General features: G+C 63.3%; 11 protein-coding genes. 4 read left to right on the plus strand and 7 right to left on the minus strand.

The features are described 5' to 3' along the window. Positions 1-192 precede the first annotated feature (192 nt). From AC0L15_RS23510 to AC0L15_RS23520, 3 genes are all read left to right on the plus strand, one after another. Entirely contained in the window at positions 193-990 is a 798-nt protein-coding gene (locus tag AC0L15_RS23510) for an N-formylglutamate amidohydrolase (RefSeq protein WP_287247098.1), read from the plus strand. Between the two features lie 25 nt (positions 991-1,015). Beyond that, on the plus strand, positions 1,016-1,324 hold the full coding sequence (locus tag AC0L15_RS23515) for a DUF1244 domain-containing protein (protein WP_287247097.1): 309 nt from the start codon (positions 1,016-1,018) through the stop codon (positions 1,322-1,324). Positions 1,325-1,519: 195 nt separating this feature from the next. Then, entirely contained in the window at positions 1,520-2,716 is a 1,197-nt protein-coding gene (locus AC0L15_RS23520) for an MFS transporter (protein ID WP_287247096.1), read from the plus strand. Here AC0L15_RS23520 and AC0L15_RS23525 read toward each other — a convergent pair. Further along, positions 2,674-3,585, minus strand: a complete 912-nt coding sequence (locus AC0L15_RS23525; protein ID WP_287247095.1) for a LysR family transcriptional regulator — start codon at positions 3,583-3,585, stop codon at positions 2,674-2,676. The genes AC0L15_RS23520 and AC0L15_RS23525 overlap by 43 nt on opposite strands. A gap of 94 nt (positions 3,586-3,679) precedes the next feature. On the opposite strand from AC0L15_RS23525, the gene AC0L15_RS23530 reads away from it, so the two are divergent. Then, positions 3,680-4,639 (plus strand): NAD-dependent epimerase/dehydratase family protein, encoded by a 960-nt coding sequence (locus AC0L15_RS23530; protein ID WP_287247094.1) that lies wholly within the window; start codon positions 3,680-3,682, stop codon positions 4,637-4,639. Positions 4,640-4,771: 132 nt separating this feature from the next. Here AC0L15_RS23530 and AC0L15_RS23535 read toward each other — a convergent pair whose 3' ends face one another. The 6 genes from AC0L15_RS23535 to AC0L15_RS23560 all read right to left on the minus strand — a co-directional run bounded on the left by AC0L15_RS23535 (position 4,772) and on the right by AC0L15_RS23560 (position 12,516). Continuing rightward, positions 4,772-4,930: a DUF3309 family protein gene (locus tag AC0L15_RS23535; protein WP_091593346.1), complete on the minus strand. Its 159-nt coding sequence runs from the start codon at positions 4,928-4,930 to the stop codon at positions 4,772-4,774. A 98-nt stretch (positions 4,931-5,028) separates the two neighbouring features. Then, a complete protein-coding gene (locus AC0L15_RS23540) occupies positions 5,029-8,205 on the minus strand; it encodes an efflux RND transporter permease subunit (protein ID WP_287247093.1) in 3,177 nt (1,058 codons plus the stop codon). 2 nt (positions 8,206-8,207) lie between these two features. Next, positions 8,208-9,386 (minus strand): efflux RND transporter periplasmic adaptor subunit, encoded by a 1,179-nt coding sequence (locus AC0L15_RS23545; protein ID WP_023797016.1) that lies wholly within the window; start codon positions 9,384-9,386, stop codon positions 8,208-8,210. Positions 9,387-9,506: 120 nt separating this feature from the next. Then, complete coding sequence (locus tag AC0L15_RS23550; protein WP_023797015.1) at positions 9,507-9,782, minus strand: hypothetical protein; 276 nt, start codon at positions 9,780-9,782, stop codon at positions 9,507-9,509. Next, positions 9,779-12,052: a xanthine dehydrogenase family protein molybdopterin-binding subunit gene (locus AC0L15_RS23555; protein ID WP_473497228.1), complete on the minus strand. Its 2,274-nt coding sequence runs from the start codon at positions 12,050-12,052 to the stop codon at positions 9,779-9,781. Before AC0L15_RS23555 ends, AC0L15_RS23550 begins: the two co-directional genes overlap by 4 nt. Before the next feature lie 2 nt (positions 12,053-12,054). After that, positions 12,055-12,516: a (2Fe-2S)-binding protein gene (locus tag AC0L15_RS23560; RefSeq protein ID WP_023797013.1), complete on the minus strand. Its 462-nt coding sequence runs from the start codon at positions 12,514-12,516 to the stop codon at positions 12,055-12,057. Positions 12,517-12,536 lie beyond the last annotated feature (20 nt).

A 12,536-nucleotide genomic window follows, 5' to 3' on the forward strand; every position in this document is an offset into this window, starting at 1 on the left:
AGTCCGGGCGCATGTCAACGCGCCCTTCCGCTCAATTCCAATCGATTTAGAAAGGCTCCGGCGCACGGTCTATCGCCTTCTGCCAGATTTCCGCAGAAACCGTGGCCAAACGACGGCATTGCGTAATCGTCCCCTTCGTGGAATGACGATACCATCCTCCCTGGAAGCCAGCGAACAGACCATTTCCCGCCGATGACCCGATCCACAGTTTTCGCGCCTTTCGACGTCCTCGAAGGCGATCGCAAGCGAGGCATCGTGCTCCTGGCCGACCACGCCCGTCGCGACCTGCCGGAAGAGTATGGCAGCCTCGGCCTGCCGGCGGCGGAATTCGACCGCCATATCGCCTACGACATCGGTGTCGAGACGGTGACGCGCGAACTGGCCGCTTTGCTCGGCGTGCCGGCGGTACTCGCCAATTTTTCGCGGCTTCTGATCGATCCCAATCGCGGCGAAGACGATCCGACACTGATCCGCCAACTCTATGACGGCACCGTCATTTCGGGAAATTATCCACTTACCTTGAAAGAACGTGAAATGCGGCTCGACCGCTTCTATCGACCCTATCACGATGCGGTCGGCGCCATGATCGCCTCGGTGGCGCAGGCTTGCGCAAGCGCTCCCTTTATCCTTTCGGTGCATTCCTTCACCCCGTTCATGCAGGGGTTCGTGCGCCCTTGGCATGTTGGCATCTTGTGGGATCGCGACGATCGGGTGGCGCGGCCGCTGATCGACATGCTTGCGAAGGACAAAAGCCTTATCGTCGGCGACAACGAGCCCTATGACGGCGCGCTGCGCGGCGACACCATGTTCAGGCATGCCATCATCAATGGCTTCGCCCATGCGCTAATCGAAATCCGTCAGGACCTGATCGCCGACCGGCAGGATGCGGTCGCCTGGGCCGAACGGCTGGCGCCGATTGTTGACGCGATCAACCGCCGTACCGATATACATCAGGTCACACGATTCGGCTCGCGCACCGGGCCGCTCTAAGGAGGCCCAAGGAGGCCCAGAACACATGACCGAACTCAGCGACGAGCAGAAACGCGATTTTGAAGCCGCCGCCTTCCGCCGGCTGGTCGCGCATCTGCGTGAGCGCACGGACGTGCAGAACATCGACCTGATGAACCTCGCCGGCTTCTGCCGCAACTGCCTCTCCAACTGGTATCGCGACGCCGCCGAGGCCGAGGGTGTCGATCTCAGCAAGGACCAGTCGCGCGAGATCATCTACGGCATGCCCTATGCCGAATGGCAGGCGCTCAATCAGACCGACGCCTCCAATGTCAAGAAGGCCGAGTTCGAGGCAAGACGCCCCAGGGATCACTAAGACCACGATCCCGAAAAGTGGAAACCGGTTTTCGGATAAGATCGTGGTCGAACAAAGCCCGACCAGATCGGCTTCATCAACCTGGGTTCAAGCGAGCCGTTTGGCCCAACCACTTTTCAAGAACGAGCGCTTGACTGAGGATTGAATCGATCTAATTTGCCGCGCGAAGCTATTTTCCGCATCGGATTCTACACGATGGACACGCTAAACCGCATGCAGGCCGCCATTCGTGGACGATGGGCCGTGGCGGCCATCTTCCTGGCCAATGGCTTTCTGACCGGTGCATGGGCGCCGCAGATCCCGGTGGTGCTGACCCGGCTGGATGTCAACAAGTTCACGCTCGGCCTGCTGATCCTGCTGTTCGGCGCCGGCGCGGTCACAGCGATGATCTGGTGCGGCCACCTGATCTCCAGGCATGGGTCGCGCAGCGTGCTGCGCTGGTTCGGTCTCATCGGCAGCTTCGGCCTGCTGGTTGTGGCGCTGGCTCCAAACGTGCCGCTGGCGGCCATCGCCATGTTCATCTTCGGCGGTTCGATCGGCGGCATGGATGTCGCCATGAACGCCAATGCGGTGACGGTGGAACGGCGCTTGTCCCGGGCCATCATGTCGTCCTCGCACGGCTTCTGGAGTCTAGGCGGTTTCGCCGGCGGCGCTCTCGGTGGCCTCGCCATCCAGAATTACGGTCATCTCGCCCATGCGACGGTGGTGACGGCTCTCGCTTTCGCCATGATTGCAGTGGCAGTCCGCTACCTGATTGCCGAGGACAAGCCGCCCCAAGCGTCCTCGGGGGTAATCGGGCATCGCAAATTTGCGCTGCCTGGAAATCCGCTGGTCTATCTGGTCGGGTTGATGGCGCTGATGACGATGATCTCCGAGGGTGCGGTGCTCGACTGGGCAGCGCTTTACCTGCAACAGGAACTCGGCACCGATCTCGCCGTAGCTGGTTTGGCCTACGCCGCTTTCTCCGGCGTCATGGCCGTCATGCGCTTCCTCGGCGACGGGGTCCGCAACCGTTTCGGCGCCGTGACGACGCTGCGCATCTCGGCCCTTGTCGCCGCCGCCGGCATGCTGGTGGCCGGACTGGCGCCCTCGCCCTGGCTCGCCATCTCAGCGTTTGCCTTTTGCGGCTTCGGCATCGCCAATATGGTGCCGATCCTGTTTTCGGCCGGCGGCAACCAGGAAGGCATGTCGTCCGGCACCGGCATGAGCGTCGTCACCACAATGGGCTATTCCGGCATTCTGGTGGCGCCGTCGGCAATCGGCTTCGTCGCCGAGCATTCAAGCTTCGGTCCGATCTTCGTCGCTTTGTCGGGACTGCTGGTCGTCGTATTCTTGATGGCCGGGCTCGCTCACCGCGCCGAATTCGCGACTGACGCGGCCCCGGCCGAATAGCGCTTCAACTCCTCATAGAGGAAATCCGCGACACGGCGGATGCGCACGCTGGTGCGCACGTCGCGGTGCATGGCCAGCCATACCGGCAGCGTCGGCAGCCCGAGGCCCGGCAGCACTGTCTCCACCAGCGGATCGCGGTCGGCCAGCGGCTCCTGGCCAAAGCCGATGCCGTTTCCCGCCCGCACCGCCTCCCACAGCACAATTTGGTTGTCGGTCCTGAAGCGGAAGGCATTGCGGGTGAGCGGGACACCGAATTGGGCAAAGCCGCGAATGATCTCATCGCTGCGGTCGAAGCCGATCAGGTCGTGGCCGGCAAGATCGCCGGGTTCGCGCGGACGGCCACGCCGGTCGAGATAGGATTTTGCCGCGCAGGCGCGGAGCGGAATGTCTGCCACCTTGCGCGCCACCAGTTCGTTCTGGGCCGGCTTGACCATGCGGATAGCGATGTCGGCATCGCGGCGCAAAAGATTCTCGACCTGGTTCGACGCGACGATCTCGACCTCGATGCCGGGCTCCTCGGTGCCCAGCCGCGCCGTCATCTCTGGCAGGACATAGGCCGCCACCACCTCGCTGGCGGCAATGCGCACCGTGCCCTCGATCGCCTCGACCGATCCCAGCGCCAACAGCGAAAAGGCGCTCGCCTGCTCGCTCACCGCCCGGCCGCGTTCATAGAGCGTGCTGCCGGCTTCTGTCAGGGCGTAGCCGCGCCGCCCGCGCCGGAACAGGGTGACGCCGAGCGCCTGCTCCAGCTCCGCGATATGGCGGCCGAGCGTCGGCTGGCTTGCAGCCAGCTTGCGCGCGGCACTCGACAGGCTGCCGGTTTCCGCCACGGTGACGAAGCTCTTGATCAGATTCCAGTCGATTTCCATTCAAAAATGAATAACACATCGCCAAATTCGGTCAATTTCCATTCGTTTTCGGGCGGATCATATTGTGACCGTAACGTAAACACGGAGACGAAACATGACCAAGATCGCAATTCTGGGTGCCAATGGCCGGCTCGGCCGCGTGGTTTCCAAGGCCTTCATCGACGCCGGCTATGATGTCCGCGCCATCACCCGCAGCGGCAAGATACCGGCAGAACTCACCGGCGCCACAGCCGTCGCCGGCGACGGGCTCGATCGCGAAGCGCTTATCCGCGCCACCGAAGGCGTCGACATCATCTTCAACGGTCTCAACCCGATCTACACCGACTGGGGCAAGTGCCTGCCGATGGCCGAGAACGTCATGGCCGCGTGCCGGGCGAACCATGCATTGCACCTCGCTCCCGGCAGCGTTTACAACTACGGCTCGCCGATGCCGGCAGTCATCACCGAAGACACGCCATTCTACCCGACGACGGAAAAGGGCCGCATCCGCGTCGCCATGGAAGACCTCTTTCGCCGCGAGGCCGAAGCAGGCCGAGTGCGCACCATTCTGCTGCGAGCCGGCGATTTCTTCGGTGGCACCGGCACCGGATCGTGGTTCGATCTAATGGTCGCCGCCAAGATGGACAAGGGCGTCTATACCGCCCCCGGGCCGGCCGATCTCCTGCATGAATGGGCCTATCTGCCTGATATGGCCAAGGCTTTCGTCGGACTGACTGAGAATCTCGACAAGCTCGGCGCCTACGAGGCGCTGAACTTTCCCGGCCACGCCGTTACCGATCTGGAGATCAAGGCCGCCGCGGAGCAGGCGCTCGGGCGCTCGTTGAAACTGACGTCGATGCCGTGGTGGGTGTTGCGCGCCGGCAGTCCGTTCGTGGCGATGTGGCGCGAACTCGTCTCGATGTCCTATCTCCGCTTCGAGCCACACCAGTTGGTCTCGGCAAGACTGGAAGGCATCATCGGCACGATCCCGCATACGCCGCTGGATAGGGCGGTGGCAGCGGCTCTCGATGATATCGGTGTCGCCACGATTGATGGCGTTTCGAAAGCTGCCTGAAACGGAAAGCGGCCGTTACCCAATCCATGATCCGAACCGAACGCTCGGGACCATGCGCAAAATCAAGTGCTACAGCGCTGTGAGTCCAACAGGACGCGCAGCGCTGTAGCATTCGTGCACACCAACTCCGGGTCAAATCCTGCCCATCAGCAGCAGCACCAGCAGCACGATCAGGATGACGCCGACGATGCCGGAGGGACCATAACCCCAGGAACGCGAATGAGGCCATGCCGGCACCGCGCCGATCAGAATGAGGATCAGAATGATGATGAGAATGGTGCTGAGCGTCATGAGAAACTCCCCGCTTTGAGGCATTCCATGACAGGACAATGCAAAAGGCCGCTGGGTTGTTCCCGGCGGCCTTTTCTACCTGGGCTGAAGCGAGCGACCTATTCGGCGGCCCTCGGGAAGTCGATCGCCGGCTCGTAGAGCAAGCCGGGCCTGGCGGAGGCCTCCATAGTCGCATCGGCTGGCGTTCCGCGCCGGAACAGCCGACGGAAGAATGCATAGAAGCGGCTGTTCTTGCTGCGCGTGAACACCATCAGCATCGACGGCGTCACCACCAGCGTCAGCAAGGTGGCGAAGGACAGGCCAAAGACGATTGCCGACGACAGAGAAATCCACCATTGCGTCGACGGCGCGTTGATCGTCGTCTCGTGATGGAAGATTTCAAGACCGAGGCCGAAGGCGATCGGCAGCACGCCGAGGATCGCCGACACCGCCGTCAGCACGACCGGGCGGGCACGTTCGCGGCAGGTCTGCAAAACCGCGTCCATCTTGTCCCAGCCTTCTTCGCGCAGCCGGTCATAGGTGTCGATCAGCACGATGTTGTTGTTCACCACCACGCCGGCCAGCGCGATGACGCCGATGCCCGACATGACGATGCCGAACGCCTCTCCGGTCAACAGCAATCCCAGGAACACGCCGACCGTCGCCATGACCACGCAGGACAGCACCAGCCAAACGCTGGTGAACTTGTTGAACTGCATCAGCAGCACCAGGAAGATCAGGAAGATCGCGGCGCCGAAGGCTTTGCTGAGGAAAGCGCTGGCCTCGGCGCTGTCCTCGTTCGAGCCGGCAAGCTTCCAGCGTATGCCGCTGCCGAGATCCATCTCGGCGACCGCCTGGGTGACCTGCTGCTGGACGGAAGCGACCTGCTCGCCGGCGGCGACATTGGCCTGGACGACCACGGTGCGCGCGCCGTCGATGCGGTTGAGGATGCCGACGGTCGGCTCGGGCTTGCGCGCGACGAAATTCGAGATCGGCACCGACCCTTGCGACGTCTGCACCCTGAGGTCGTCGAGCGTCGACAGCGTGCGCCGGTCCTCGGGCAGGCGCAGCCTGATGTCGACGGCGTCGTCAGCACCGGCCGGCCGGTATTCGCTGAGCTTCAGCCCGTTCGTCACCAGTTGCACCACCGTTCCGACCGAGGTCGGGCTGATGCCGTATTGTGCCGCCTTGGCGCGGTCGACGTCGAGCGCCCAGTCGACGCCCGGCGGCGGCAAGCCGTCGGAAATATCGATGACACCGGGGACCTTGGCAATGCGCGCGGCGACGGCGCGCGCCTTGTCGTCGAGGCCTTGCGGGTCGACGGCCGAAAGCCTGATCTGGATCGGCTTGCCGGTGGGCGGGCCGGCCTCGGGCACGCGAACCTCGACGTCGACACCGGGAATGCCGGCCATGACGCCGCGCAGTTCGTCCAGGATGGCGTTCGCCGATTTGCGCTCGCGCCAGTCGACGAACTCGTACTGGATGACGCCGACCACGTCTTCAGGAATGTCCTGGCCGCCGCCTTGCGTCTTGCCGACTCGGGTATAGACCGATTTCACCCCTGGCCAGCCGAGAAGCCGGTTTTCCGCGGTCGTCGTGGCGGCATCCATTTCGGCGAGCGAAAGATTGCCGCGGGCGTGCACATAAAGCAGGCCGTAGTCGGGCTCGACATTCGGGAAGAACTCGACGCCGGCGCCGTATTTCGAATAGGCAAAGCCGACACCGAACAAGAGGCCGACGGTGAGCAGAAGCACGGTGATGGGAAAGCGAACCGCCTGCTTGACCACCGCCATGTACCAGCCGTCGCGGTTGTCGTTCTCGTGATGCGGCGGCGCCTTGGCGAACAAGGCGCCCAGCGCCGGTGCAAAGACCAGTGCGTAAAGCATCGAGGCCGAGAGTGTGACGATCAGCGTGATCGGCATGTATTTCATGAAGTCGCCGATGATGCCCGGCCAGAACAGCAGCGGCGAGAAGGCGGCGATGCGCGTCATCGTCGCCGCGATGACCGGACCGGCCATGCGCTTGGCGGCAAGCGCGAAGGCCTCTGCCTTCGGCATGCCTTCGCTCATCCGCCGCTCGGCGAATTCGGTGACGATGATGGCGTCGTCGACGAGCATGCCGACCGCCAGGATGAGGCTGAACAGCACGATCATGTTGATCGTGTAGCCCATCATCGCCAACAGCAGGATGCCGATCAGGAACGACGATGGAATGGCGAGGCCAATCAGCAGCGAGGCACGGCCAGACAGCGCGTAGAGAATGACGATGAACACCAGGATCACGGCGATCATGACGTGGTTCTGCAGATCGCCGAGCAACTGGTTGACGAACACCGATTTGTCCTGCGTGTAGGTGACGTGCATGCCTTCCGGCATAGTCTTTATGAAGGCATCGGACACCGCCGTGACCTGGGCGATCGTGTCGATCAGGTTGGAGCCGATGCGCTTCTTCACCTCGATGGCGATCGCCGGCTTGCCGTCGAGACGGGTCACCGTCTCGGCGTCCTTGAAGGTGGAGCGGACGGTGGCGATATCCTTGGCCTGCACCACGGCATTGGGGCCGGCGACGATCGGAAGCGCCGCCACGTCCTGTGGCGTTTCGATCAGCGACGGCACCTTGACGGCGTATTTGCCCTCGGACCCTTCAATGTTGCCGGCGGCGACAAGACTGTTGGAATCGCCGACCGCACCGATCAGCTGCTCGAGCTGCAGCCCGTATGACGACAGTTTCATCGGATCGATGACGACTTCGACGAGATCGTCGCGGGCGCCCTGCAGCGAGCCTTCCAGCACGCCAGGCACTTCCTCGATGCGGTCGCGCAACTCGCGCGCAGCCGTCGTCAGAACGCGCTCGGGCACCTCGCCCGACAGCGTCACGACAAGGACGGGGAACTCGGAGACGTTGACCTCGGAGACCACAGGCTCCTCGGCTGCCTGCGGCAGGTCGGCCTTGCCGTCCTGGACCTTGCTGCGCGTGTCCTGCAGCGCCGTCGCCAGATCCGTCTGCGGGTGGAATTCGACCAGCACATAACCGCCGCCCTGGAAGGCGGCCGAACGCATCTCCTTGAGCCCCTTGAGGCTCTTCAGCTTGGCTTCCATCGGCCGCAGCAGAAGGCGTTCCGAATCCTCGGGCGAGATGCCCTGATAGATCAGGCTGACATACATCATCGGAATCGGAACGTCGGGTTCCGCTTCCTTCGGTGTCGACTGATAGGCGACCGCACCGGCAAGGATGAGGAACACCAGCACCGAAATGGTCAGCCTGGCATTGCTGATTGCGAGTTTGACGATATCCATGATTACTGCGTCCCGGCCGTCGCTTCGCCCAGCAGCTTCTGAATGGTCGCCTGGTCGGCCTCGACCGGCTTGACCACTTCGCCTTCCTTCACCAGTTCCTGGCCGGCGACGATAATGCGCGCATCGGCAGGGATGCCGCCGAGCACCAGGCCGGTTGGCGTATCGTCGACCAGATCGATCGGGAAGAACACGACTTTGTTATCCTTGTCGACGGCGCGGATGCCGAGATCGCCCTTGTCGCCGAGCGTGACCACGGAGCGCGGCAGCATGACTGCGTCGGTCGGCTGCGCGCTCAGCGCGATCTCGGCCGTCATCCCGGCCGGAATGGTGCCCTCGGGGTTGGGGATTGCGATCTCGACCCGGAAGGTGCGGGTGGCGGACGAGGCGTCGCGGCTGATATAGCGCACGGTGCCCTCGACATTCTGGCCGCTGACCAACCGTACCTTCGCCTTGTCGCCGATCTTCAGATAGCCGAGATCACGCTCGCTGACCTCGCCGCGGGCTATCACCGGGTCGAGGCTCAGAATGGTTGCCACCTCGCCGCCCTGCATCACGGAACTGCCAAGCTCCACCGGCACCCGGTCGATGACGCCGTCAAACGGAGCCCTCACCTCATTGCGATCAAGCTGGGCTTGCATCGCTTCCAGCATCGACTGCGCTAAGGTCAGGGTGGAGCGAGCGTTGTCGAGCTGCAGCTTGGGCAGATTGCCGGTTTTCGCCAGCCGCGAGGCCGCATCGAGTTCGGCCTGACGCTGCGCGACAAGCTGCTTGGCGTTGCTGAGCGCCGAAAGCTTTTCCTCGGTGGCAAGCATCAGCACGAGGTCGCCCGTCTTGACGTGCTGTCCTTGCTTGACCGGCAGCTTGTCGATGATGCCGTCGACCCGGGTCGCCAGCACCGCGCGCTTGTCGGCTTCGGTCAGTCCGGAAATGCGGATGGCGCGCGCATAGGTACGCCTGGGCGGGGTTAAGATCGCGACGGTGCGCAACGGCGCCTTGGGCTGCTCTGCCTCAGCGGGCTTGGCCTTGCCGGCGTCAGGCGCCTTTGGCTGCTCGACCTCCCCCGCTTTGGGTTTGTCGGCGGCCGCGCTGCCGACGGACGAGAACTCGCCCGTCGCCATCCAGGCAGCGAATCCGACAAGCACAACAATGGCTGCAAGCTTGTGAAACCTGTACTTCGGCATCGTCATTTTTCCAGTGCGCGGGATTCGGCCAGGCCGCGTCTTGTAACTCGGGCGCGTCGCCGATATGGGTGCGCGCAAGGCCGTGTTCAACTTGCCGTGATCGGCGAACGAGCTTCTACATCAAAGTTGCACCGCAATATAGTCAGAAATGTTGATGGGTAATACTTCGATGGGCAGGGTGCGGCCGCCGTGAAGCGCGCCGGACCAGCGCGGCCTTTTATCTGCGACATAACACTCGGCGCAGCGCGGATGCGAAAGCAACCGCCAGACCGCGTCCCTCGGGCAAGTCTTGGCTGCATCGACCATCATCGGTGCCGTGCCCGGCTTGCCAGTGCCGTTGGTAGGCGCCAGCAAAACAGCATGGCAGCAGCTGTCAGCATGATGGGAATATTTCATGCAAAGGTCACCTCCTTCGACAAGGGCAGTGTCCGGATGCGCTTGCCCGTCAGTGCGAAGATGGCGTTGGCGAGTGCCGGTGCCGCCGGCGGCGTGCCGACTTCGCCAACGCCGCCCATCTTGTGAAAATTCTCCAGGATGGCGACTTCGAACGCCGGACACTGGGAGATGCGCATGGCGTCGTAGTCATGAAAATTCGACTGCTCGACCATGCCGTCGGCGAAAGTAATCTCCTGACCCATCGCTGCCGACAGGCCGTAGATGGCGGCGGAGATGAGTTGCGCCTCGATGATATCAGGATCGAGCGCGGTGCCGACATCGGCGGCGATCCACATCTTCTCGATGCGGATCCCGGACGGCGTGTCGGCGACCTGGACGATCTCGCCGACCCAACTGCCGAAGGACAGCGTGAACGCCATGCCCTTGGCCTTGCCGGCGGGCAGCGCCTCGCCCCACTTCGCCATTTCGGCGACCTTCTCGACCACCTTCACCGCTGCCGGATAGGCAGCCATCAGCGTCTTGCGCAGTTCGACCGGATCGGTTTTCCCGGCGGTGGCGATCTCGTCCATGAAGCCCTCATGAAAGAAGCCGTTGATCGAGCAGCCGACCGATCGCCAGAAGCCGACCGGGATGGAGGCGGGCGCAGCAATGCCGCTGACCCGGTAATTCGGGATGGTGTAGGGCTGGTCGAAGGCCCCATCGACAATGGACTTGTCGGGGCCAAGCGGCGGGATCGAGGGAAACAGCCGGCGCAAGGTGCTGGCTATCGGCGATGGCGAGGCGATTGTCATGTCGACGGCGACCGGTATGCCGTCGTTGCCAAGCCGCGCCTGGAATTTGCCGACCGAAGCCGGCCGGTAGGCGTCGTGGCGCATGTCCTCCTCGCGCGTCCAAATCACCTTGATGGGCCGGCCTGCCGTTTCTTTCGCCATCAGCGCGGCACAGAGCGCATAATCCACCTCGATACGTCGGCCGAAGCCGCCGCCCATGAAGGTGGTGTGGACGCTAACCTTGTCCTGCTCAATGCCGACAGCATTGGCGCAAAGCTGCCGCACCAAGGTCGGCGCCTGGTTGCCGCACCAGATGTCGAGGACGCCGTCCTTCAGCCGCGCCGTGGCGTTCATCGGCTCCATCGTCGCATGTGCCAGATAAGGCACCGCATAGTCGGCCTCGACGATCCTTTCGCGCAGCGCGTCGGCGAAAGCGGTATCGACATCGCCATCATCGCGCATCACCGACCCTTTGGTGCCGAGCGCCTGCTTCAGCACCTCGGAAATGCCGGCGCTGTCCAGCGGATATTCGGGGTCGGCCCATTCGGCGTCGATCGCCTCCGCCGCCTTGAACGCCGCCCAGGTGTTTTCGGCGATGATGCCGAAGCCGTGGCCGTAATTCGTGTCGATCGGCACGATCTTGATCACGCCAGGCATTTTCTCGGCGTTGGAGAAATCCGCCTTGACCGGCTTGGCCCAGAAGCGCGGGCTCATCTTGACCGTGCCGTACAGCATCTCCGGCAGCGTCACGTCGATGCCGAAGATCGGCGCCCCGGTGACCTTGGCCAGCATGTCGATGCGTCTTTGCGGTTTGCCGAGCAGTTTCCAGTCGGATTTGTCTTTGAGCCTGATTTCCGCGGGCGGCGCCATCGTCCCAGCGGTCGCAGCGACCGCGCCATAGGTCAGCGACTTGCCCGATGCCTTGTGCAGGATCGAGCCGTTGGCCGTTTCCAGATCGGCGGCAGCTATACCGAGCTTTTGCGCGGCCGCTGCAATCAGCATCTGCCGCGCGGCGGCGCCTGCCTGCCGCATCTTGCCGAAACCATCGAGCGTCGATGTCGAACCGCCGGTGCCTTGCAGAGCGAGGAATTTTCCGGCCACGCCCATGCCGGCGCGCACTATTTCCGCGGTCATGCTTTCATCGAAGAAGGCGAACGGACCGCCCTCTTCCAGGATCGCCGCATTGAAATAGGCGTAGGAGGCCGGGCCGTGCTCGACCTTGATCTGGTCGAGCCCGACATCGAGCTCTTCGGCAACCATGGCAGCAAGAGTCGTCGATATGCCTTGGCCCATCTCGGCGCGCGGCGCGACGATGGTGATGGTGTTGTCGGCGCCGATTTTCACATAGGGGTTGAAGGTCGCTTCATCAGCCGCGAGGTCGCCTTCCAGCGGATTCGGAAAAGGCTTGCGATAGTAGTAATAGCCGACGGCGACGCCGCCCGCGATGGCAGCGGTGCCGATGAGAAACGTGCGGCGGGCGATCTTTCCGACACTGGCCATGGTCAGATCCCCGCCGTCTTGAGCACGACCGCCCGTTTGATCGCCGCACGGATCTTCGGGTAGGTGCCGCAGCGGCAGAGATTGCCGCCCATGGCATCGTCGATATCGGCATCGGTCGGATCGTCAACCTGGTCGAGCAGCGCCACCGCGCTCATGATCTGGCCGGCTTGGCAGTAGCCGCACTGGGCGACCTGCTCTTCCAGCCATGCCTGCTGTACCGGATGCAATCTGCCTTCGGTGCCGATGCCTTCGATCGTGGTGACCGCGCCGGTGACCTCACCGACCGGCAATGAACAGGAGCGCACCGGCTGGCCGTCGACATGCACCGTGCAGGCGCCGCAGGCGGCGATGCCGCAGCCGAACTTCGGCCCGGTCTTGCCCATGAGATCGCGCAGCGCCCACAGCAGCGGCATTTCGGGATCGGCATTGACGTCGAATGCCTGCCCGTCGACGGTGAGGCGCATGGGGATACCCTTTGTTGTCG

This window comes from Mesorhizobium sp. WSM4846 (assembly GCF_055811415.1).

Excerpts from the sequence above, each read along its gene's own strand:
- AC0L15_RS23510 (WP_287247098.1), top strand. The coding sequence starts at position 193 with ATGACCCGATCCACAGTTTTCGCGCCTTTCGACGTCCTCGAAGGCGAT.
- AC0L15_RS23515 (WP_287247097.1), top strand. The coding sequence starts at position 1,016 with ATGACCGAACTCAGCGACGAGCAGAAACGCGATTTTGAAGCCGCCGCC.
- AC0L15_RS23520 (WP_287247096.1), top strand. The coding sequence starts at position 1,520 with ATGGACACGCTAAACCGCATGCAGGCCGCCATTCGTGGACGATGGGCC.
- AC0L15_RS23525 (WP_287247095.1), bottom strand. The coding sequence starts at position 3,585 with ATGGAAATCGACTGGAATCTGATCAAGAGCTTCGTCACCGTGGCGGAA.
- AC0L15_RS23530 (WP_287247094.1), top strand. The coding sequence starts at position 3,680 with ATGACCAAGATCGCAATTCTGGGTGCCAATGGCCGGCTCGGCCGCGTG.
- AC0L15_RS23535 (WP_091593346.1), bottom strand. The coding sequence starts at position 4,930 with ATGACGCTCAGCACCATTCTCATCATCATTCTGATCCTCATTCTGATC.
- AC0L15_RS23540 (WP_287247093.1), bottom strand. The coding sequence starts at position 8,205 with ATGGATATCGTCAAACTCGCAATCAGCAATGCCAGGCTGACCATTTCG.
- AC0L15_RS23545 (WP_023797016.1), bottom strand. The coding sequence starts at position 9,386 with ATGCCGAAGTACAGGTTTCACAAGCTTGCAGCCATTGTTGTGCTTGTC.
- AC0L15_RS23550 (WP_023797015.1), bottom strand. The coding sequence starts at position 9,782 with ATGAAATATTCCCATCATGCTGACAGCTGCTGCCATGCTGTTTTGCTG.
- AC0L15_RS23555 (WP_473497228.1), bottom strand. The coding sequence starts at position 12,052 with ATGGCCAGTGTCGGAAAGATCGCCCGCCGCACGTTTCTCATCGGCACC.
- AC0L15_RS23560 (WP_023797013.1), bottom strand. The coding sequence starts at position 12,516 with ATGCGCCTCACCGTCGACGGGCAGGCATTCGACGTCAATGCCGATCCC.